This window comes from Rhodococcus sp. BP-261 (assembly GCF_019835205.1).
GTDB lineage: Bacteria > Actinomycetota > Actinomycetes > Mycobacteriales > Mycobacteriaceae > Rhodococcoides > Rhodococcoides kyotonensis_B.
In genome coordinates, this window is the sequence record NZ_JABUCO010000007.1 from 205,525 (window position 1) to 229,905 (window position 24,381).

General features: G+C 66.5%; 10 protein-coding genes and 1 pseudogene. 1 reads left to right on the plus strand and 10 read right to left on the minus strand.

What is annotated here, in order from left to right:
* Positions 1–92 precede the first annotated feature (92 nt).
* Positions 93–788, plus strand: a complete 696-nt coding sequence (locus HQ354_RS11360) for a glycoside hydrolase family 25 protein (RefSeq protein ID WP_068430982.1) — start codon at positions 93–95, stop codon at positions 786–788.
* A gap of 50 nt (positions 789–838) precedes the next feature.
* Here the strand turns inward: HQ354_RS11360 and HQ354_RS11365 are convergent, their stop codons facing one another.
* From HQ354_RS11365 to HQ354_RS11410, 10 genes and pseudogenes are all read right to left on the minus strand, one after another.
* Complete coding sequence (locus tag HQ354_RS11365) at positions 839–1,771, minus strand: alpha/beta hydrolase family protein (protein WP_222634538.1); 933 nt, start codon at positions 1,769–1,771, stop codon at positions 839–841.
* 47 nt (positions 1,772–1,818) lie between these two features.
* The gene (locus HQ354_RS11370) at positions 1,819–16,266 is read right to left on the minus strand and encodes a non-ribosomal peptide synthetase (protein ID WP_308115172.1); all 14,448 of its coding nucleotides are present in this window, start codon (positions 16,264–16,266) and stop codon (positions 1,819–1,821) included.
* 306 nt (positions 16,267–16,572) lie between these two features.
* Entirely contained in the window at positions 16,573–18,618 is a 2,046-nt protein-coding gene (locus HQ354_RS11375; protein WP_222634499.1) for a PhoX family phosphatase, read from the minus strand.
* 137 nt (positions 18,619–18,755) lie between these two features.
* On the minus strand, positions 18,756–19,484 hold the full coding sequence (locus tag HQ354_RS11380; RefSeq protein ID WP_068430635.1) for an amino acid ABC transporter ATP-binding protein: 729 nt from the start codon (positions 19,482–19,484) through the stop codon (positions 18,756–18,758).
* Between the two features lie 2 nt (positions 19,485–19,486).
* A pseudogene (locus tag HQ354_RS11385) lies at positions 19,487–21,217 on the minus strand (ABC transporter substrate-binding protein/permease).
* 115 nt (positions 21,218–21,332) lie between these two features.
* Positions 21,333–22,097 (minus strand): LLM class F420-dependent oxidoreductase, encoded by a 765-nt coding sequence (locus HQ354_RS11390; RefSeq protein WP_167678025.1) that lies wholly within the window; start codon positions 22,095–22,097, stop codon positions 21,333–21,335.
* Positions 22,098–22,134: 37 nt separating this feature from the next.
* Positions 22,135–22,647: a TIGR04338 family metallohydrolase gene (locus HQ354_RS11395; protein ID WP_308115173.1), complete on the minus strand. Its 513-nt coding sequence runs from the start codon at positions 22,645–22,647 to the stop codon at positions 22,135–22,137.
* Between the two features lie 18 nt (positions 22,648–22,665).
* On the minus strand, positions 22,666–22,992 hold the full coding sequence (locus tag HQ354_RS11400) for a TfoX/Sxy family protein (RefSeq protein WP_167678023.1): 327 nt from the start codon (positions 22,990–22,992) through the stop codon (positions 22,666–22,668).
* Entirely contained in the window at positions 22,955–23,416 is a 462-nt protein-coding gene (locus HQ354_RS11405) for a hypothetical protein (protein WP_167678021.1), read from the minus strand. The genes HQ354_RS11400 and HQ354_RS11405 overlap by 38 nt, the downstream gene beginning before the upstream one ends.
* Positions 23,417–23,428: 12 nt before the next feature.
* On the minus strand, positions 23,429–24,247 hold the full coding sequence (locus HQ354_RS11410) for a DUF2786 domain-containing protein (RefSeq protein ID WP_068430991.1): 819 nt from the start codon (positions 24,245–24,247) through the stop codon (positions 23,429–23,431).
* Between the last annotated feature and the right edge of the window lie 134 nt (positions 24,248–24,381).

The window sequence follows — 24,381 nt, forward strand, 5'->3', positions numbered from 1 at the left end:
ATGTATAGCCCGCTATACATTCGCGCGCACGAGGTCTGTGACGACTCACCATTGAACCGTCGCTGCCGGCTACCTACCGTCAGCGAGTGGCCATGAAACGCAGTGTTGCGACCGTCGTTCTTGCCAGTGCGCTCGTGTGCGCGATGCCCGCAGTGGCGTCGGCGAATCCACAGGGGCCCGATGTGTCGTCGTGGCAACACATCGACGGCACCGCGATCGACTGGTTCGCAGTGCGCGAATCGGGCCACGACTTCGCGATGGTCAAGGCCACCGAGGGTCTGAACTACGTCAACCCGTACTTCGTGCAGGACTGCGTCGTCATGCGGGTCGCGGGTGTCGCTCGCGGCGCGTATCACTACGCGGACGTCCGGGAGTCACCCGAACTGCAGGCGGCGTACTACTCGACGGTCGTCCTCGGCATCAACGGACCGGGTGATCTGCCACCGGTCTTGGATCTCGAACGGTCGCACGGTCTTTCGCCGGCACAACTGATCGACTGGACACACCGCTACCTGAACGCGGTGCAGGCGCTGACCGGACGCCAGCCGATCATCTACACCTATCCGAACTTCTGGCGGACGGCGATGGCCGACACTCACGAGTTCAACCACTATCCCCTGTGGATCGCGGACTACAACGACACTCTCGGTCCGCTTCCGGGAGGGTGGACGCAGTGGATGTTCTGGCAGTTCACCGACAACGGTCGCATCCCGGGCATCGAGGCGCCGACCGACATCAACAACTACAGCGGGTCCGGCGGCGATCTTCGGCGGTTGGCGCGCTGGTAGCCCTCGTGCGTGCGAATGTATAGCGGGCTATACATTCGCACGCACGTGGGCTAGGCGCCCAATGCCCTCGCCAGCGTCGGCCACGACGCCCGCAGCGCATCCTGCCAGTACATCCACGAGTGCGTGCCCGGGAATCCGAGGTCGAAGTCGGCGGGGATGCCAAGGTCGTCGAGACGCTGCTGCAGCCGCATCGCGCAGCTGTTCGTGATGGCCTCGATCGCGCCACCGACGACGATCTGATCGGGTAGAGGAGGCGACCCCGCAGGCCGGACGACGCCCGGCACCTCGTACGGCCCCGGCAACCCGGTCGCGTTGGAGACGAACAGCTCGAGTCCGCGAAGCTTTTCGGCGTTGACGTACGGATCGTGCTCGACCCAGCGCGGGTCACCGTCGGGACCCCACATGTTGTCGGTGTCGCCGCGGCCGCGCGCTTCGACGAGCAGCCGAACGAAGTTGCGTGCCACAGGATCCGACGTCTGCGCACACCCGCTGTACGACGCCACTCCTCGATACAGGCCGGGTGCCTGAATCGCGAGATCGAGCACCGATCCGGCCGACATGGACAGTCCGCCGATTGCGTTGACGCCGTTGGCATCCAGTGCGTCGTCGAGCACGGGAGGAAGCTCCTGCGTCAGGAAGGTCTGCCATTTGTTGCGGCCGAGCACCGGGTCGTCGTGCTGCCAGTCGGTGTAGTACGACAGATAGCCGCCGACGGGAATGACCACGTTGACGTTCTTGTCCCCGAAGAACTGAGACATGTCCGTCTGCCGCAACCAGTTCGCGCCGTCCTCGCCGCCGCCTGCACCGTTGAGCATGTACAGCGTCGGCCGCGGTGCGGACGTGTCGGCGGGACGAAGCACCTGCAGCTGGATGACGCGATCCATCGACGGCGAGTAGACGAAGACGTCCCAGCGGCGATCGTCCTTCTTGTCGATACGGTCCACCGAGCTGGGCGGATCGGCGACGGCAACAGCCGTCGGCATCAGCAGAAACAGAGCCAGAACCCCGAGGACCGCGCGGCGCAACCAGATCACCGCTGACCACCTCGGGACAGCCGCCGCGCAACCACCGGGCCGTAGGTCTCGAGGGCACGCGCGGACATCATCTGCCAATGCGAGTGTGCGACGGACACATTCGTGATCTCACCGCGAACGTAGGGATGCCACGTGGCGACGCCCGCCCGATCTTCCAACCCGGCCGCGACGTAGAGGACGTCGCCGTCGTACACGCGTGGACGATGCCACACCGCCAACTCGTGGTTGTGCAGCGCTGCGGCGAGAAGCCTTTCGGCATCGGAAGTCTCGATGATTCCGGACCCGCCGAGCAATGCGGGCAGAGTGTCGAGCGCGACGACCTGATTCTCGACGCCGGGCAACGACAGTCCCACCGCGTCGAGCAGATCCGACGCCGGAATCTCGGCGTTCCAGACGTCCTCGGGTTGCACGGCGTGGCTGTCGAGCAGAGTCAGCGACGCCACGTCCTTGCCTGCGTCGCGGAGTTGCACGGCCATCTCGTGCGCGATCGTGCCGCCGAGCGACCAGCCCAGCAGGTGGTACGGCCCGTCGGGTGCGATCTTCTCGATCTCCTCGATGTAGCGGGCCGCCACACCGCCGAGTGAATCGGGTAGTTCGGCGGGACCGGGCGTCTGCAGGCCGTAGATCGGGCCGTCCGTGTACCGATCCAGTCCGGTGTAGCACCACGACAATCCGACGATCGGATGGATGCAGAACAGCGGCGCGGACGTTCCTTCCGTACGGATGGGGAACACGATGTCGTAGGACGATCCCGTCGACCCCCCCGAATCGAGCAGAGCTGCAATCGATTCGGGCGTCGGTTCGGTCAACAGCGCCTGCAGCGACAACTTTGTCCCAGTGTTCTCTCGAATGGCCGAGACGACGCGCATCGCCGTCAGCGACGTCCCGCCGAGGGCGAAGAAGTCGTCGTCGATGCCAACCTTGTTCATATCGAGTACCTCCGCGAATACACGTGTGACGATCTCTTGGGATTCTGTGGTGGGCGGTGTGTAGCTCCGCTCGACGTGATCCGGAGCGGGAAGCCGCGCCGCGTCCAACTTGCCTGTCGGTGTCCGTGGCACCGCGTCGAGAGCGACGACCGCCGACGGAATCATGTAGCCCGGCAGCATCTTTCGAAGATGGGTACGCGCGTCGTCGGGGCTGCCGAGCACGTAGGAGACGAGAATCGTCTCCCCCGACGGGCCGGGGCGGCCGATGGTGACGGCGAAATCGACGTCGGGATGCGTCGACAGCGCCGCGTCGATCTCCCCCAGTTCGATGCGGAAGCCGCGTATTTTCACCTGGGAGTCACCTCGGCCGCTGTAGCGCAGACGGCCGTCGGGGGTCCACCGCACGATGTCGCCGGTGCGATACATCCGGCCCGCCCCGAACGGGTTCGCGACGAAACGCGTCGACGTCAGACCTTCTCGCCCGTGGTAGCCGCGTGCTACCGCAGGGCCTGCGACGTACAGCTCGCCGGGGACGCCGACCGGCACCGGGTGCAAGCGCGAATCCAGTACGACCGCCTCGAAACCTGTTATGGGTGAGCCGATGTCGATCGGAACACCGACTTCGACTGCGCCGAGCGTCGAGATGTCGGTGGCCTCGGTCGGTCCGTATCCGTTGAGCATGAGCCGTCCCGGTGTCCAGCGCGCGACCAATTCGGGACTGCACGCTTCACCTCCGACGCAGACGACGCGCAGCGTCTCGAGGCCGTCCGGGTCGAGTGTCGACAGCGCGGACGGTGTCATCAGCGCATGGGTGACGCCCTCGGATCGGATCAGGTCGCCCAGTTCGTCACCACCCAGAATCTCCGGCGGAGACACGACGAGCATTGCCGACGCGGACAACGCCGACACCATCTCACCGACGGCCATGTCGAAGCTCGGGGACGCCGCGTGCAGGAACCGCGACTCGGCCGTCACGCGATGCAGATCACGCCGTGCCGCAGCGAGATTCGCCAGACCGCGATGGGGAACGACGACTCCCTTCGGCAGCCCGGTCGAGCCGGACGTGTAGATGACGTACGCGGCGGAATCGAGCCTTACGACCCCGGCGAGTTCGTCGGCGCCCAGCGGTTCGGCGGACGCTCCCTCCTGATCGGCGACGGTGCCCGCGTCATCGAGTTCGAGCCACGTGATCCCGTCGGGCAGAGACGATCTGTGTGCGGCGAGCGTGATCCCCATCGCCGCTCCGGAATCGGACACCATGTGCGCCACTCGGACTCGCGGATAGGTGGGATCGACGGGCAGATAGGCCGCTCCCGTCTTCGTCACCGCCCACACTGCCGCCACCGACTCCCACGAGCGCGGAAGACCGAGTGCGACGACGGTGTCCGGCCCGATTCCGTACCCGAGAAGCACCCGAGCCAGCCTGTTCGACGCCTCGTCCACCTCGCGGTAGGTGTGTCCGTGACCGTTCCACCGGACGGCGATGCCATTCGGGTTGGCCATGACGGCCGAGTCGATCAGCTGCGAGAGCGTCTGTGGTCGAACCGCATTCGCGCCGCGTACAGGCGTCGACGCCGCTCGCTCGGCCGCGGACAGCAACTCGATGTCTCCCACCGCCCGACTCGCATCCTGCACCGCCGCAGTCACGATCACTCGGAACATCGACGCGAACCGCCTCGCGGTGGCCGCGTCGAACAGGTCGGTGCTGTAGCGCAGCGATCCGTGGATGCCGTCGGCCACGTCGGTGAGGGTGAGTGCCAGATCGAATCGCGTGACGGATGACTCGTACGGAAACTCCGACACGGTCAGACCCGGCAACTCCAGCGTGGACGGCCGCTGCGGTTCGTACGCGAGCAACGCCTGGAACAACGGCGCGTGCGACGTCGACCTCGTGGGCGCGATCGCCTGAACGACCTGTTCGAACGGAATGTCACTGTGCGCCAACGCGTCCAGACTCGTCTCGCGTACCCGTCGCACCAAGTCCTCGAAGCTCTCGCCGGCGCGGTACTCGGTCCGGAGCACGAGCGTCCCGACGAACATGCCGACCACGTCGTCGAGTGTCCCGGCGCCGCGGCCCGACACGGTGGTACCGACGGCGATGTCCGTCGTTCCCGACAGCCGCGCAAGCAGGACCGCGTACGCGGCATTCATGACCATGAACACCGAGGCACCGCAGCGCAGTGCGAGCGATCGGACGGCCACCGCCTCGTCTCGTGAGAGGTCGAATCCGACCTCCGCACCGCGCTGCGACGCCACCGCCGGACGCGGCCTGTCGGTGGGGAGTTCGAGCAGGTCGGGCAGCCCGTCGAGCGTGCGACGCCAGTAGCCGAGCTGCTGTGACGCGACCGAGTCCGGATCGTCGGTGGATCCGAGTACCGTGCGCTGCCAGACCGCGAAATCGGCGTACTGCACGGGAAGCGGATCCCATCCGGGTGAAGTTCCCTGCAGCCGAGCCGAATACGCGGTGACGACGTCCCGAGCCAGTGGCGCCATCGACATGCCGTCGGCCGCGATGTGGTGCACGACGAGGACGAGCACATAGCGGTCGACGCCGGTCCGCAGCAGAGCGCCGCGGATCGGAACAGCGGCGGTGACGTCGAATCCGCGACCGAGAACATCGGTCACGGCGGCGAGTACGTTCTTCTCGTCCACCTCGGCGACGCGCAGATCCAGGCCGACCTCGGCCGCGTCCACGATCACCTGCTCGGGCTCGTCGGCGACCGGGTACAGCGTGCGCAGCGACTCGTGCCGCTCGAGAACGTCGTGTACGGCCAGGCGCAGCGCATCGGCGTCGAGCGCTCCGGTGAGTCGTACCGCGAACGCGATGTTGTACGCCGGGCTGTCCGGCGCAGCCTGATTGAGCAACCACATTCGAGTCTGGGCTGCCGACAACGGGATTCGGTCCGGACGATCGGCGGCGATCAACCGCGACAGCGACGACCGCTCCGCACCGTCGACCCGCGCCGCGAGCCCGGCGACGGTCGATGCTTCGAACAGAGCGCGTACCGCGAGTGCGGTCCCGGCTTCCTCGTTGATGCGGGCGATCACACGCGTCGCGACGAGTGACGTGCCGCCGAGGTCGAAGAAGTCGTCGTGGGCGCCGATGCGGTCCACCGCAAAGACCGTCCCGAACACGTCGGCGACCAGAATCTCGCTGTTCGTGCGCGGTGCGACGTAGTCGGCGCCTGCAAAGACAGGTTGCGGCAACGCCTTTCGATCGATCTTGCCCACCGCCGTCATCGGGACGCGGTCGATCGTGGTGATCGAGCGAGGAATCATGTGCGACGGCAGAGACTGTCGCGCGAAGTCCGTCAGCGCCGCGTCGTCCACGTCCCCACCGGCGGGGACGACGTAGCTGACGACGCTGTCCGCATGCACCGCCGACACCGAGTGGGCGACGCTCGGATGCCGCGCGAGTACCGCGTCGACCTCACCGAGTTCGATGCGGAAGCCGCGGACCTTCACCTGCGCGTCCGCCCGGCCCAGGTATTCGAGGCTGTCCCCGACGACGCGCACCCGATCGCCGGTGCGATACAGCCGCTCACCACCGGGCCCGGCGACGAACGACGCTGCCGTCAGTGCCGGGTTGCCGTGGTACCCGCGGGCGAGCGCGTCACCGGCCACGTACAGCTCGCCCACGACCCCGAGACCGACGGGATGCAGTCGCGCATCGAGGACGTAGGCGTCGATCCCGCGGGTCGGTCCGCCGATACGAACCGGTGTGTCGGCGTCGAGCGGGCCTTCCAGGGTGGCGACGATCGTGCACTCCGTCGGCCCGTAGGCGTTGAACAGCGAGACGCGGTCGGCCCAGGTCCGTACCAGCTCGGGACTGCACACGTCGCCGCCGACGACGAGTACTCGTAGCTCGGGGAGGGCATCCGGATCGACCGTGGCGGCGGCCGCCGGCGTCAGGAACGCATGCGTGACGCCGTGCATAGCAGCCGTGAGCTCGGCGCCACCGTAGACGTCGGGGTCGACGATCGTCATCGTGCCCCCTGCGCCGACGGTCATCAGGAGTTCCAGAATCGAGGCATCGAAGCTCGGGGACGCGAAATGGAGTGTGCGACTGCGGGGATCGAGTCCGAAGCGTTCGACGAACTCGGCCGTCAGATGTGCCAGGCCCGCGTGTGTGACGGCAACACCTTTCGGCAGGCCCGTCGAACCGGATGTGTAGATGACGTACGCGCGATGCGCGGGCCTCAGCGGCAGCAGGCGGTCTCTATCCGTTATCGGTGCCGTGGAACCGTCGGGGAGATCGCCCGGGTCGATCCAGTCGATGCCCCCGAGCCGGATCGTGTCGGAGATACCCAGCACCGCTTTGGAATCGGTGAGCATGTGTTCGATCCGGTCCGCCGGATAGCGCGGGTCGACGGGCACGAACGCGGCACCGGTCTTCGCGACGGCCCACACCATGGCGATCGACTGGACGCTCCGAGAGAGCGCGACGACGACCGACGTCTCCGGTCCTGCGCCGCGGGCGATCAGTTGTCGAGCCACGGAGTTCGAGACTGCGTCGAGTTCGATGTAGCTGCAGACTCTTTCACCGTGAAGCAGAGCTACATCTCCGGCTTTCAGCGCTCCAGCCATGATGTCCGGCAGGGTTCGTCGCGCGGCACCCGGCCGGCCGCGCAGCACCGACGGGCGGCTCGCCGGAATGTCCCCGACCACCGTCGCCGGATCTGCGAGCACCGCCGTCAGAATGCGCACGAACTGCTCGGCGAATCTTTCGACGGTACTGCGGTCGAAGAGATCGGTTGCGTACGTGAGAGTTCCGTCGTACGTAGTGGAATCGATACCGAACTGCAGATCGAACTTCGCGATCGGTGCGACGCCGGTCAACGGGGTGACGGTCAGATCCGGCAGTTCGACGGCCGGGGCTGGCTCGTCGAGCGACAGCATCACCTGGAAGAGCGGATGGTGCGCGGTGGAACGTGCGGGAGCGAGGAGTTCGACGAGGCGGTCGAACGGCACGTCGGCATGCGCGTAGGCGGTGAGGTCACGGTCCCGGACCTGCTGGAGAACATCGGTGAAGCTCGACGCCGAGTCCACGAAGGCCCGTAGTGCCAACGTGCCGACGAACATTCCGACCAGATCGTCGAGCGCCTGCTCACCGCGGCCCGCGACCGGGGTACCGATCGTGATGTCCCGCTCCCCCGACAACTGTGCGAGCAGAACCGCGAGCGCCGCGTGCAGCACCATGAACGGGGTCGTTCCGGTGCGCGCGGCGAGGTCGGCGACGGATGTGCGGACGTCGTCGGGGATTGCGAACGACACCGAGTCTCCGCGATAGGAGAAGGTCTGCGGCGCAGAACGATCCGTCGGCAGAGCAAGCCGGTGCGGAACACCGTCGAGTTCTCGCGTCCAGAAATCGATCTGACGTGACGCCACCGACTCCGGATCGTCCTCCGCGCCGAGCTTGTCCAGCATCCACAGCGCATAGTCGGCGTACTCCACGGGCAGGGCGTTCCACGACGGAGCGACACCGTGCGCGCGAGAGGTGTACGCCAGCATCACGTCTCGCGCAAGCGGCCGCATCGACCAGCCGTCGGCCGCTATGTGATGCGTGACGACGAGCAGGACATGCTCGGTCGCGGACAGACGGAACACCTTGGCGCGCAACGGCGGCCGATCCGTGACGTCGAACCCGCGGCCCGCGGCGGTCAGCAGCGCGGCGGTGAGGCGATCCGCGGTGGTGTCGACGACCGGAACATCGAGTGCGACATCGTCGAGTATCACCTGACGTGGGCCCGTCGGCGAATCCGGATAGAAGGTGCGCAGGGGATGGTGTCGCGCGACGACGTCCACGACGGCCTGGGTGAGTGCGCCGACATCAACGACGCCGTCGAGCCGGACCGCGCCTGCGATGTTGTAGGCGGGCGACGACGGATCGAACCGGTTCAGCAGCCACATGCGATGCTGGTTCGGCGCGAGCGGAATGGTCGACGGTCTCGGTCCGGCAACGAGAGTGGTTATCGCCGAACCGACCTCGACTCTGGAGGCCAGACCACGCACCGTCGGATCGTCGAACAGATCACGCACGCTCAGGGAGCCGCCGAGGTCGGAGTTGATGCGTGCGATCACCTGCGTCGCGGTCAGCGAGTTCCCCCCGAGTTCGAACCAGCTCGTCGTGGCACCGACGTCGACTGCCTCGAGCACATCGGAGAAGATATGCGCCACGGCGACTTCCACGTCACCGGCGGGTGGCTCGAAAACAACAGGTGACGCCAACGGTTCCGGTAGTGCCGAGCGGTCCAGCTTGCCGTTGCGCCCGAGGGGCATGCGGTCGACGTCGACGAACACCGTCGGCACCATGTACGCGGGCAGTTCCGACTCGACGTGCGCGCGGATCGTGTCGACGTCGGCAGTTCCACAGACGTACGCGACGAGGCGTTCCTTCGTTCCTTCGCCGTACACCGTCGCAACGGTCGACGCGACGCCGGGCGTCCTCAGGATCGATGCTTCGATCTCGCCGAGCTCGAGACGCTGCCCGCGCAGCTTCACCTGGAAGTCGTTGCGACCCAGATACTCCAGCGTCCCACTCGCCGTCCATCGCACCAGATCCCCGGTGCGGTACATGCGGCTGCCGACCGCGAACGGGTCCGCGACGAAACGATCCGACGTCAGCGCGCTGCGTGTCACGTATCCCCGAGCGAGCTGCACACCCGACAGATAGAGCTCGCCGACGGCGCCGATCGGAGCCGTGCGCAGCGCCGAATCGAGTACGCGCACGCCGGTGTTCCACACCGGCACGCCGATCGGAACGGCGCCTTCGCCGTCGGCGTCGGTGCGGTGGTAGGTGACGTCGACGGCGGCCTCGGTGGGCCCGTACAGGTTGTGCAGCTCGGTGGTGAGCGCTGCATGGGTGCGCTGGACCGTCGAGCGGGGTAGGGCTTCGCCGCTCGCGAAGATCTGCCGCAGCGAGCCGCACGCGTCGAGATCTCCGTGCGCGAGGAACAGATCGAGCATCGACGGCACGAAATGCATCGTCGTGACGGCCTGCTCGTGGATCAAGCTGGAGAGGTACTTGGGGTCGCGATGGCCACCGGGTTCGGCGATGACGGTCCGCGCCCCGATCATGTGCGGCCAGAACAGCTCCCACACGGACACGTCGAACGTCGTCGGGGTCTTGTGCAGAACGACGTCGGATGCGTCCATCGGGTAGGTGTCCTGCATCCACACCAGTCGGTTCACGATGGATCGATGCGATACCGCGACGCCTTTCGGCCCTCCGGTCGAGCCCGACGTGAAGATGACGTACGCGGTGTTGTCGGCGCGCAGCGGTGTCGGGCGCTCGCGGTCGAGAATCGGACCGGTGTCGAACGACGACAGGTCGAGCGCCCTCGGATCGATGACCGGCACGGCACTCTCGATCTGCGTCCCCAGGACGAGCGTCGGCGCCGCGGTGGCAATCATGTGCGCGAGCCGAGCCGCAGGCAGTGCCGGGTCGAGCGGGAGATAGGCGCCTCCCGCATGCACGATCGCGTGGATAGCGACGAGCTGATCGATCGATCGCGGCAGCGACACGGCGACGACGCTTTCCGGCCCGATCCCGCGTGAGATCAGGTAGCGCGCCATGCACCGCACGCGGGCGGCGAAGTTGCCGTACGTCAGCGACCGGCCGTCGGACACCACGCACGTGCTGTCCGCGTGCGTCGACGCCGGTTCGCGCAGTAGATCGAGCAGTGTCGTCGGCGCCACCTCACGCCTGGTGTCGATCCACCGACCGGTGACGGCGAGTCGTTCCTCCTCGCCGAGCACGTCGATGTCGACGACGCGCCCCTCGGGTGCGTCGATCATCGCGGCCATGACGCGCTCGAGTCGCTGCGCGATCGTCGTGACCTCACCGTGGGAGAACGCGTCGGGCGCGAACCGCAGCGTCATGGCCGGTGTCGGTTCCAGCACCGTGACGAGGGTCAGCGGGTAGTGCGTCGAGTCGGCGACGTCGATGCCGAGCACACGCATGCCGCCGATGTCGGTGGCGTTGCCGAGCGCATTGTGGTCGACGGGGTACGACTCGAACACCGTCAGCGTGTCGAACATCGCGCCCGGTCCCGCGGCTGCCTGGATCTCGGCCAGCCCGACGTGGTGGACATCGAGCAGGTCTGCCTGCTCCTGCTGGATGCGGGTCAGCAGTGCCCGCACGGTGTCCGCGACCTCGGTGCGCACCCGGACCGGCAACGTGTTGATGAACAGCCCGAGAGTGTCCGTCGCGCCGGCCAGTTCGGCGGGACGGCCGGAGACCGTCGCGCCGAAGACGACGTCGCGTCGAGAGAGCACCGCGGACAGCACGATCGACCAGGCCACCTGCACGACGGTGTTGACCGTGACGCCCAGGCTGCGTGCCAGGTCGTCGAGTGCGCGGCCGTCGAGTCGCACCGGAACGTCCTGAGGCAGAACGGTCGTGCCCGTGAACCGGTCGGCCACCAGGGTCGGCTCGGTCGAGCCCGACAGCACGTCCGTCCACCGCGTGAGCGCAGCGGCACCGTCGCGTCGCGACAGCCAGGCCAGGTAGTCGCGGTAGGACGGAGCGGGCGTCGGGATCGGACCGTCGGCCGCGTACAGCACCAGCAGGTCCCGGACGAAGATCGGCATCGACCAACCGTCGAACAGGATGTGGTGATTGGTGACGACGAGGTGCGTTCGCTCCCCGCTGCGCACGACGGCGAATCGGACGAGCGGGCCCGTGGCCAGGTCGAACGGCTGCGAACGTATCCGGGCGACGGCGTCACCGAGGTCGTCGGCTTCGATCTCGGACCACGGCACGTCGTGGTGGTGATGCACGATCTGCACGGGACGTCCGTGAGCGTCGGAGTCGAACGACACGCGCAGCGCGTCGTGACGGTCCAGCAGGCGGCCGGCAGCGCGGCGCAGCCGTGCGGTGTCGACGTCACCTCCGAGTGCGAAGACGATCTGCGCGGTGTACGGATCCACCCCGCCGCGCGTCAGATCGGCGTGGAACAGCAGTCCGCGCTGCAGCGGCGACAGTGGCCATGCATCGTCGAGCGTACCGAAACGACTCTCCCACAGCTCGATTCGCTTTTGATCGACCGAGATCAACGACATGTCCGACGGCGTGAGCCCGCCCGCGTCCGGAGCGGACGCGCGGTCGACCATCCGGGCGATCGCGCGGTGCCACAGTTCACCGAGCGCGTCGGCATCGACGAGGTCTACGGCATATCCGATGCGCGCCTGCAGAACTCCGTCGACGACGGCGAGGTCGATCTCGACGGCGAACTCCTGGGCCAGGTCGCGTCCGCTGTCGGACCCCACGGTTCTCGCGAGATCCGGAATCCAACCCTGGCCGGCCAGAGCGTCGGGAATGCGGGTGGAGATGCGTCCCAGGTAGTTGACGGAAATCTGCGGTCGCGGCAGGTCGTCGAATGCGCCGGACGCCGCGAGCACTCCGTATGCGGCGCCGCGGCTCGGTACCGAGCGAATCTGTTCCTTGATGGACTTCGCGACGACATCGACGTCGGCGTTCGGTACGTCGAGACGCACCGGATAGGTCGTGGTGAACCAGCCGACCGTCCGGGTGAGATCCGACCCCGGTATCGAGTCCTCGTCCCGTCCATGGCTTTCGAGCCGCAGAAGCAACGACGGGGACGACTGCCAGCGCGAGAGCGCCATCGCCAGCGTCGTCAGCAGCACGTCGTCGGCGCTCATCCGGTAGGTGGTGGCGACGTTGCCGAGAAGCTTCTCGGTGAGGTCGGCTTCGACGGTCAGTTCGCTGTGAGCGAGGGAAATCCGTGTGTTCACCGAGTCGAACGGACCGGACGGACCATCGAGAACGGCTCTCCACGAATCGGTTTCGGCGACGAATTCGAGATCCTGCACCGCGTGCGACCACCGTCGCATCGAGGTCTCGACGGGCGGCAGCACGATCGACCCGGGACGCTGCGACCATGCGGTCGCGAGATCGGGAACCAGGATGCGCCAGGAGACACCGTCGACGACGAAGTGGTGGGCGACGAGCACGATGCGATCCGCGTCCGTCAGGCGTACCACCTGCAGCACGACTCCGTCGCGCGGACGCAACCGCTCGCCTGCGCGTCGAACGACTGCGTCGAGGTCACCCGTATCGGTCGAAACCAGTTTCGCCGCAACGGTAGTGCCTACCGGGTCGACGACGAGTTCGTCACCGACGAGGCGAGCGCGCAGCATGTCGTGATGGTCGACGACGGCGGCGACTGTGCGCACGAGATCGTCGTCGGTCAGGTCCGGTGGCGATGTCAGCACGAGCGCCTGGAAGAAGTAGTCGATGTCGGACGGCCGCGACGTGCGCGCCAGCACGCTGCGGGCGATCGGGAGCAGCGGCATCGACCCGACGCCACCACCGGGTAGTTCGTCGAGTCGCACGCGGTCGGCCACGGACGTCGCGACGCGTGCGAGGCCGGCAACCGTGCGCTGCTCGAACACGTCGCGAGGGGTGAATGCGATTCCCGACGCCTTGGCCCGCGAAACCAGTTGGATCGCGACGATGCTGTCGCCGCCGAGGGTGAAGAACGAGTCGTCGATGCCGACGGCGTCACGCCCGAGTACCTCGGCCATCGCGTCGGCGATGATCTGTTCGGTCTCGTCGGTCGGGGCACGGTGGGGCGTGGCCTCGTCGTGGTCCCGGGGGTCGGGCAGTGCGGACCGGTCGACCTTGCCGGACGGTGTGAGAGGCACCGACGTCAACTCGACGATGTGGACCGGAACCATCTGCGACGGCAGGAAATCCGATGCGAGCGCATGCAGCGATGCGGCATCGAACTCGTGGTCCGGCTTGATCTTGACGTACGACACGAGCTGTGACCGGTCACCCCGCTCGAGAACAGCGGACACGACGAAGTCCGTGGACTGATGCCACGACAGCACGGCATCGACCTCGCCGAGTTCGATTCGGAGACCGTGCAATTGAACCTGGAAGTCACTGCGTCCGACGAACTCGAGCTCGGCGTCGGCGGGATCGTGCCCGCGCCAGCGCACGATGTCACCGGTCCGGTACAGCCGAGTGCCGCTGCCGTGCGGGTCGGCGACGAAACGGTCGGCGGTGACGCCCGCGCGATGCAGATAGCCGCGGGCGAGACCAGGCCCGCCGACGTACAGTTCGCCGGCGATGCCGAGCGGAACCGGTCGCAGCCACCGATCGAGAACGAGCGCGGATGCGCCCTGCAGCGGGGTGCCGATGGTGACGGCCCGCGGATCGGTCAGCGGCGGCGTCATCGTGATGACGATGGTCGATTCGGTGGGGCCGTAGCTGTTGTGCAGAACGGCGCGGCCGCGAAGCCGCTCCACGAGGTCGGGCGGGCAGGAATCTCCGCCCACGACAACGTGTTCCAACGATTCGACGGCACCGACGTCCACCGTCGACAACAATGCGGGGGCCGTGATGACGTGCGTGACGCGCTGCTCGTTCAGCAGGTCGGTCAGGTCTGCGCCGCCGTGGACGTCGGGCGGTGCGATGACCATCGTCGCGCCCGCACCGAACGCGGCGATCATCTCGAACAGGGACGCGTCGAAACTCGACGACGAGAACCGCAGCACACGCGCCGACGGGGTGAGTTCGAGTTCGGGCCGCTCCCGCGCCGTGAACGTCGTCAGTGCGGCGTGCGTGACCGCGACTCCCTTGGGTGTCCCCGTCGAACCGGACGTGTAGATGACGTACGCCGTGTTGTCCGGACGCAGCGGGCTGCGGCGGTCGTCGGACGTGATCGGCGCATCCGACCTGTCGGCGATCTCGGACTGGAACGACGGGTCGTCGAGGGAAAGCCAGTGCACCCGGTCCGGCAGGGTATCTGCGACGGCGAGCGTACTGAGTCCGACGAGCGCGCCCGAGTCGGTGACCATGTGTGCGATGCGTTCGGGCGGGTACGACGGGTCGACGGGCACGAACGCGGCGCCGGTCGCGGCGACGGCCCAGAACGCCGTCACCGAGTCGATGCCGCGCGGAAACGCGACGGCGACGACGGTCTCCAGTCCCGCGCCGCGGGCGATGAGAGCTCGCGCGATCGCGTTGCTGCGGCGTGCCAGCTCGCGGTACGTGACGTGCCGTTCGCCCTCGATCAGTGCCGTGCCGTCGGGGTGGGTGGTCGGACCGCAGGCGAGAATGTCCGGGAGCAGTGCAGGCGTCGCGACGCCTGGGCCGCGCGCCGGAACGAGCAGGCGGGCCTCGTCGTCGTGCAGAATCTCGAGGTCGTGCACCGCCGCGGCCGGATCCGCGTCGAGGAAACGACCCAGCATTCCCAGGAAGCGCCGGTAGAGGCCGTCGAACATGTCCTGCGTGTAGATGTTCGGGTTGGCCTCGAAGTCGATGCGCGAGCTGCCCGACGGGCCTGCCGGGTAGATGTTCACCGACAAGTCCTCGACGGGTCCGGTGGACAGAATGTTGAATTCACCGATTCGAGAGCCGAATCGGACGTCGCGGTCGTAGGCCATGATGTTGATCGCCGGGCCGAAGAAGCCGCGCTGGTCCTGCGACGAATTTCCCGCTCGCCGAATGTCTTCCGCCCGGTATCGCTGATGCCGCAGTGCTCCCGTGAGTTCGAGCTGCACGGCCGAGACGAGACCGGCAACGGTCGTCGACGCGTCGATGCGGGCCCGAATGGGCAGCACGTTCGAGACCATGCCGCCGGACCGTCGAAGAAGCGCCGTCGTCCGGCCTGCGACAGGCAGACTCAGTACGACGTCGTCCGAGGCCGTCATCCGCGACAGAAACGCGGCCACTGCGGCGACGGCGATCGGTGCGAAGGCGGAATCCAACCGGTCGATGGCACCGGCGAGGGCCTGTTCCATCGCGGCGGGCAGCGGTGCGCCGCAGATCCGCGACCGAGCGGCAGGCGGGGCAACGACACCGGTGATGCTCGGCGGCGACGGCAGGTCGTGCGTCTTGGCCTGCCAGTAGCGTGCGTCCTTGTCGAAGCGCGACGACGCCCGATACTCGTCCTCGGCTCGGTAGACGTCGCGCAGACTGCCCGCCTTCGACGGAATCGGTTCCTCGCCCGCCGAGACGGCCGAATAGATCTCGGCCGTACGGTTCATCAGCTGAACGGCCCCGTACCCGTCGAGCGCGAGGTGGTGGACGTGCGAGTACCAGAAGGTGCGGTCGGGAGCGACTCGAAGGATCGCGGCGTGAACGAGAGGCCCGCGTGTCGGATCGATCGGACGGGAGTAGGTCCGACGCATCCAATCGTGTGCGGCCCGAACTGGGTCGGACTCGCCACCGAAGTCGAGCTGCTCCGCGGCGTCGTCGGCGGCCTCGAGATATTGGTGCGGCTCACCATCGATCTCGACCAGTCGTAGTGATCCCGCACCGAGTTCACGCACGGCGCGACGTACGGCGTACCGCATCGCCTGCTCGTCGACCTCGCCGCGGATGTCGATGAAGTTCGCGATCGTGATCGGTACGTCCGGCATGAGGTGCTGGGCGAACCAGAGGCCACGTTGTGCCGCCGTGAGCGGAAAAGGCTCGGACGTTCCGTCGGCGCGACGATCGACGCTGAATTCACGCAGTTCCAGCGATTCCACAGATTCCACGAGTCGCTCTCTCGAGTTCGGGAGCCCTGCCGATGACGGAGTTCGTCGGGATGAAAGGCAGAACCGCGCTGCCCCGTAACGCCGTCTGCACTCGTGCCTGGAAAGTCCCTGGTCACCGGATTGTGTGCACACGAGGTTTACACAATCGTTACCACCGGTCAACCGCGTTACAGGGTGCGCCGAGAGCCTGAAGAGAAGTCACAGAACTGCTGTGACGATTGGAGGAGAACTAACAACGAGGAAGGCGCGCACAGCCGGAACGAACCGGCTAGTACGCGCCCTCCTCGGTCAGCGTCGTGCTGGCAGTCAGGCCTTCCAGACCGCCACCATCGCGGGGCGCGGCTGCGAGCTGCCGCCGTCGGGCCAGTGCGAGATGGGGTTGTCCGCCGACGCCTCGTCGAACTCGCCCGGGTGTTGCACCGCGACGACGACGCGCTCGTCCTGGATGATCGGGCCGCACGTCTCGGCGCCTGCGGGCACGGTCAGGAACTGGCGGGTCTCGCCGCGACGCTCACCGTCGAGCACGACGGCGAACAGGCCGTCGTTGGACTCGAGGGCGTTGCCGTCGGTGGAGATCCACAAGTTCCCCTTGCTGTCGAACGCGAGGTTGTCCGGGCAGGAGATCGGGCTGACCTGGCTCTTGTCGAAGCCGCCGAAATAGGTGTCGGCCTCGTTCGGGTCGCCGGCGACGATGAGCAGGTTCCACACGAAGGATGTGCCCGCGTGGTCGTCCTCGATCTCGAGGACCTGACCGTTCTTGTTCTTGTTGCGCGGGTTGGCCTCGTCGGCTGCTGCCTTGCCCTCGGTGCCGCGGTTGGTGTTGTTGGTCAGCGCGACGTACACCTTGCCGGTGACCGGGTTCGGCTCGAAGTCCTCGGGACGGTCCATCTTCGTCGCGCCGACCTTGTCGCCTGCCTGACGCGTGAACACGGCGACCTCTTCGGCGGACATGCCGTCGACGAGGGACTCTCCGCGTCCGTCCTCGTTCGTGCGCAGGATCGGAATCCACTCACCCTTGCCCGCGAACTTACCGGACTCGGGAAGCGTTCCGCTGCCGTCGATCCGGTCGGGAGCATCGCCGGTGAGGACGGCGACGTACAGGGTGCCCGCGTCGAGAATGCGCATGTTCTCGCGCATCGCGGCCTGTCCGTTGCCGGGCATGATCTTTCGGCTCGAGACGAACTTGTACATGTAGTCGAAGCGCTCGTCGTCACCGCTGTAGGCGACGACCGTGCCGTCGTCGGTGACGTAGATCGTCGCGGCCTCGTGCTTGAAGCGTCCGAGGGCGGTGTGCTTGATGGGCGTCGAGTTCGGATCCCACGGATCGACCTCGACGACGTAGCCGAATCGGTTGACCTCATTGGGTTCCTGCGCGATGTCGAAGCGCTTGTCGAAACGCTCCCACTTGCGGTCGCTGCCGGCTCCTTCGATGCCGTAGCGCGCAAGTCGTTCTGCCGCAGCGGAATCCGTGACCGTCTCGGCGTTGCCGAAGTACTGGTTGAAGTTCTCCTCGCCGGACAGGACCGTGCCCCACGGCGTCAGGCCGCCGGAGCAGTTGTTGAACGTGCCGAGCACGCGGGTGCCCGTCGGGTCGACCGATGTCTTCAGCAGGTCGCTGCCCGCAGCGGGGCCGGTGACGAGGAACTCGGTCGTACCGGTGATACGACGGTTGTACTGGCCGAACGCGGGAGTCAGCTTGCCCGAACCGGATTCGCCGTTGACCTGCACGACCGACAGGCCGTGAGCGGCGAGGCCGATCTCGAACTGCTCGCGGGTCGGGTTCTCCTCGTCGTATCCCTTGAACAGGAACGGCTCGGTCGTGTACTCGTGGTTGACGACCAGGAGGTACGCGTTCGGGGTGCCCTCGATCGGCAGCAGGCCCGCGAAGTCGTTGTTGAAGCCGAATTGCAGGGCCTGAGCCGCAGCGGTCTGGTTGTCGAAGTCGAACGCCGGTGCACCCTCGACGACCGGGTCACCCCAGCGAAGGAACACCTGCTGCTCGTAGCCCTCGGGTACGACGACGGCGTCCTCGGTGTTGGGCGCGACCGCGGTGAAGTCGACGCCGTCGACCTCGGGAGCGGTGGTGCTGCCCGACGCTGCGGTGGTCGTCGACGAGTCGTCGCTGCTGCACGCTGCGAGCACGCCGCCCGCACCGACTGCGACGACTGCCATCGCACCGCCGCGCAGTATGCCGCGCCTGGTCATGGCCGTCTTGACGATGTCACCGAAGTACTGCCCCTTCGAGGTGTTCGGGACCTCGTGGAAGCAGGCGTCGCCGCACTTGTACTTGCAGGTCATGTTGGAGCGTGCGGAGCTTCCGTCGTGCACCGCGAACAGGGGTAGTGGCTTCATGACTCGGCACAGTGTCAGTCAAAAGCAAAGGTAAAGGAACGTCTCGGTTACGCCGGGACCAACGGGAGGCGGCGGCCCCCATGTGCATAGAAATACATAGCCCGCTATGTATTTCTATGCACATGCGCCGAAGGCGCCTACAAGACCTGCGACAGAAACTGCTTCAAGCGATCGGTGTGCGGATCGTCGAAAAGCTGCTCGGGCGTACCGGTTTCGACGGCCATGCCGTGATCCATGAACAGCACCTTGTTCGACACGGAACGGGCGAAACCCATCTCGTGCGTGACGACGACCATCGTCATACCACCGGATGCGAGGTCGGCCATCAACGCGAGAACGCCTTTGACGAGCTCGGGGTCCAACGCCGACGTGGCCTCGTCGAAGAACATGACCTGCGGCTTCATCGCGAGGGCGCGGGCGATCGCGACGCGCTGCTGCTGACCACCGGACAGGTTGCCGGGCCGCGAATCGGCCTTGTTGCTCAGCCCGACGAGCTCGAGCTGTTCGAGCGCGGCCGCGCGAGCCTCCTCCTTGGACATCCCCTTGAGCTTGCGCAGACCGAGCGTGATGTTGTCCGCAACGGTCTTGTGCGGGAACAGGTTGAAGTGCTGGAAGACCATGCCGATGCGCTGACGTAGCTCGTCGGGATTGTCCCTGAGGACCGACTTTCCACCGAGCAGGATGTCGCCCTGATCGGGTTCGTGCAGCCGGTTCAACGCGCGCAGCAGCGTCGACTTGCCGGACCCCGACGGCCCGATGACCGTCGTCGTCCTGCCTGCGTCGACGTGTACGTTGACCCCGCGCAGCACCTTGTTGGTACCGAACGCGAGGTGAATGTCGGTGCCGGTCAACGACACTGATGTCATGTCTACCTCTCCACCACGAGCGAGACCTCGACCGGATCGAGGGTTCCCGAAGTGTCGGCCTTGCCCGAGCGCAGCCGCTTGTCGATGTAGTTGACGAGGTGCGTCAGCGGAATCGTCAGGATCAGATAGAACACGCCCGCCGCCAACAGAGGCGACAGGTTGCCGGTCTGTGCAGCGGTGTCCTGGCCCACTCGGAACAACTCGCGTTGCGACGCGAGCAGCCCGAGGAAGTAGATCAGCGAGCTGTCCTTGATCAGCGAGATGAACTGATTGACGATCGCCGGGAGGACGCGTCGGATGCCCTGCGGGACGACGACGAGTGCCATCGATCGCCGGTAGCTGAACCCGAGCGCTCGTGACGCTTCGAGCTGTCCGGAATCGACGCTCTGGATACCGGATCGGAAGATCTCACCGAAGTACGCCGCCGCCATCAGCGACAGCGCAGCGATTCCGAGCGGGAACGGACTTCGGCTGCCGGTGAACTGCGTGAGCGTCGGCCCGAAACCGAGCCCGATCAACAGAATGACGACGGCCGCCGGGAGGCCACGGAACACGTCCGTGTACACCCGCGCAGGCCATCTCAGCCAGCGGGAGCGGGAGATGCCCGCCACCGCAAGCCCGAGTCCGATCACCGTACCGATCACCCCGGAGGACGCAGCCAAGATCAGGGTGTTCGGCAATCCGACGGTGATCAGCTTGGGAACGGTCTCCCAGATGAGTTCCCAATCGAAGAACGTGTCGTACAGATTCGACAGTGTGCTCATGAAATCGGTGAATCAGTTGGCAGGAGGCGTGGAAGCCTTGCTGCCCGGCTTCCAGTCGGACGGAACCTCACGGTCCGGGTACCACTGCTTCTCCAGCGTGGCCCAGGTGCCGTCGGCGACGACCGCGTCGAGTCCGGAGTTCAGCGCGTCGATCAACGGCTGGTTGTCCTTCGCGACGGCGAATGCCGTGAAGTTCGTGGTGTTGATCGTCTTCTCGAGGATGGCGACGCCGTCCTCTGCCTTGACCTGACCCGATGCCTGCTGCGACGGGGCGACCCACGCATCGATCTGTCCGGACTTCACGTTGGCGTACGCGGTGTTGTAGTCCGGGAACCGAACCGGCTCGATGCCGAGCGTGTTGGTGACGTAGTCGTCCTGCACGGTGCCCTGCACGACGCCGATGCGCTGCTGGTCGTCGAGCTCGGCGATCTTCTTGATGGCGTAGTCGTTCTTCGCGACCAGTGCCATCTCACCGAAGTCGTACCCGTTGGTGAAGCCGACGGTCTGACGGCGAGCATCCGTCGTCGAGATGGACGAGGAGCCGGCGTCGTACACCTTGTTGTTGACGGCGGCGAGCAGCGCCGAGAACTCGGTGGCCGAGAACTCGACCGTCAGGTTCAGCTTTGCGGCGACGGCCTTCAGCAGCTCGTTGTCGAAGCCGGTGAAGTTGCCCGCCGCGTCGATGAAGATGTTCGGCGGCGCGTCGGACAGCGTTCCGACGTACAGCTTGCCCGGCTCGATCAGACCGAGGTTCGCGGTGTCGATCTGATCGAGCGGGGTGACGTCGTCCGTCGTGTATTTGTCGAGAGATGCCTGGTCGGAGCCCGCAAGCGCGTTCTCACCCGTCCCGCCGGAGCTGTTGTCGCTCGAACAGGCGACGGCCCCGAGTGTGAGTGCAAGCGTCGCAGCAATGGCTGCGATGGCACGGCCTCGTAAACGTCGACTGGTCACGGCGGAACTCCTCGATATGTGGATGAAAGACTCCTGAGGCTAGCGCGGCTGCGCTGACGTCCAGAAATCGGAGTGCGGTTGGAACCAACCAGCACCGACCGAATCGTATTCCGCCGCGATCGGTCCGTGTCTTCTAGCGGTGCGCGTCACGCCACGCGATGGCGTCCTTCACTTCGGTCAGGTCGTACTCGGGACCGCCCGTTCCGACGGTGAACAGCGTGGCACCGGCGTCGACGAAATCCTGCGCCTTGTCGGCCCCCGGCCAGGACACCGACCGAGCGATGGACGTGACGTCGCGGCCGACGGTCTGCCCGTGCCCCGCGAGGATGCCGGACTTGCGCTTCAGCTCATCCAGATCGGCGAAGCTGTGCCAGATGTTCGCGTACTCGGCGACCAGCTTCAGCGTCTTCTTCTCGCCGCCACCACCGATGAGAAGGGGGATCTGCCGCGTCGGTGCCGGGTTGCCGACCTTCAGGCGGTTCACGATGCGGGGCAGGTATTCGGCCAGGAGTTTCAGGCGCGAGCCCGGGGTGCCGAAGTCGTAGCCGAAGTTGTCGTAGTCCTTCTGATTCCATCCGGCGCCGATTCCGAGGATCAGCCGGCCGCCGCTCATGTGGTCGACGGTGCGGGCCATGTCGGCGAGCAGGTCGGGGTTGCGATAGCCACCGCCGGTGACGAGGGCGCCGATCTCGACGTTCGACGTCTGCTCGGCCCACGCACCGAGCATCGTCCAGCACTCGAAGTGGGCGCCGTCGAGGTCGCCGTACAGGGGATAGAAGTGATCCCAGTTGAACACGATGTCGACGCCCGCGTCCTCGGAGCGCAGAACCGCGTCGCGGATGAGGCCGTAGTCGGGAGCATGCTGGGGCTGAAGCTGAACACCGATCTTCACAGTCATTCCGCCATTGTGCGCCTGCACGGGCGGCGCAGCCGCCCTAACGAATTTCCACACCCGCCTCGAGCATCGTCGCCCGTAGCAGAAAGCCTGCCTCCTGCCCGATGATCTCCTCGACGAGCGTCACGAAACGCTCGACGAATTCACCTCCGTGCGAGGGCAATTCGCTGTCGGGCGGTTCGAAGTGGTGGGCCAGTTCGTGCAACACGACCAGCTCCCGAAGTGCCCACGCCTCGTTCCGGCGATGCAGGGGAACCGCGATGGTCTGCGTGTCCCGCTCGTAGTGCGACGCGCCCGCTCCCGACCGTTCTCGCACATGTACGACGCCTCCCGCATCCGGCCAGCGCTCGCGGACCCAGTTCAGCTGCAGGACCGCGTCGACGTAGGCCTGCACCGACTCGATCGACGCGAACTTCCGCTCGATCGGCAGCGTGATGGTCGACCCGTGAATCTGCACGGTGCGCAGGTTGCGCTCGTCGGCGCGGTCGAACATCAGACGCACCATGGTCTCCGCGTCGTACACCTTGGAGCGCTGCGCATCCTTCGTCTTCACCGGCGCGAGCTTAATGTCCTAGGTGTGTGCCGCGTTGTACTCCAGCGCGACGCCGACCCAGAACCGCACGCCGTCGCCCTCCAACGCGTCGGCCGAGACGACGATCCAACTGTCTCCCATGTCGCGGCCGCCCATCACGGCCCGCCTTACGCCTGGCCGTGCCGTCAGTTCGTCGTTGCAGGCAGGATCGATCTTCACGAGCATCTCGCCATCTGCATGCGCGCCGACGGCGATCTTGCCGCGGACCATGAATTCGAGGCCGCCGAACATCTTCTTCTCCACCACCGGTGGTTCCCCCGCCAGCGCGTCACGAATACGATCTGCCAACTCCGCGTCGTAAGCCATGGAAGAGAGTGTGCGCCTGTTCGCCCGTCGGCGCTGGAAACTCGTAGCGCTTCGTGTGATCGCCCGACTGCACGACGACGGCCGCGAGCGTCGGCCTACCGGCGGGCAGTATGCGCACCGTGATGGAACCCGATGTGGCGCAGCGTAAATGGTCGACGACGGCACCGCGGATCTCGTCGGCGACGTCGGGTTCGTACGGTCCGAGGCCGCCGTCGTCGAGCAGGTGAACGGTGACGCCCCGTTCCCGCGCCGCCCGTGCGGCCTGGGCTATGTCCGGCACGTCGAGTGCCTTCGCGCGGATGCTGTCTCGCAAGGTGGCTTCGACGAGCACGGCTTCTCGACGAGTTGCGTCGTCGAGAGTGCGATCGGCGATGCGGCCGAGAAGGACGAACAAGGTGGTCGAGCCGTCGGAGCTGGCGTTCAAACTACTCGCGCATCAGCGCCCGAGCTGCCTGGTCGAGTGACCGATCTCGGTCTCACCGCCGAGCCGGGCCGCCCGGCCTGCTCGGTCGCCCGCCGAACGCGCGCCGCGGGAGTAGCCGGCGCCGGCGCTCTGACGCCTCCACGTGCCCCGTGCAGTCGACGTCGACGAGTAGTAGTCCTGTAGTTCGACTTCCTTGTTGCGCAGCGCGAGCGCGGTACCTGCGTCGGCCCTTTCCTCCGCGATGGCCGTGGCCTCGGCCTCCTTCTTCACCGCCTCCAAGCGCTTCCCGATGCGTTCGGCGAACGCCGTCTGGAAGTTGAGACGGGCCGTCACCGCGGCGACCGGCACTGTTTCCCGACGCTTGTATCGTCGTCGCCCGACCGTCTCGACGACCGTCCGCACCGCGGTCTCGCTGCGATAGGCACCCGATTTGATGTAGGCGTCCGACGCGCGAACCATCTGGATCAGCAGGCTCGAGTAGAGGGCCTCGCAGGTATCGATGTCGGAGTCGTAGCCATAGGCGAACACCTGCGTCGACGTCCTGGCCACGTCGCACTTGACGTCGTTGGCGAACGCGATGGACACGAAGAGATGCACGAACGTCTTCAGGCCGCGTTTGCCGGGCTCACCGATGGTGATGACGCGGTGCGACGGCGTCGCCTGCTTCTCACGGGACGCGCTGTGCGACCGCGCGACCGCGAGATCGATCGAAGCCGACGTCGCGAGCCGCTGCGCAGCCTCCATGAAGGCCTCGGCCTCGTGCGGGTTGTCGGTCGACTCCGCCTGCCGCAGCAGCCCGCCGATGCGGGTCAGCATCTTCTCGGAACTCACCCGCGTGACGGTACTCCCCGACACCGACAGCATTGTTGACCGATTCAGTGATGGCGTAATCACCCCTTTCGGGTGATTTGTGTGCCACAGTGCCTATCGACATGTGCGTGGGGGACGGCACATTCGGTGTTCCC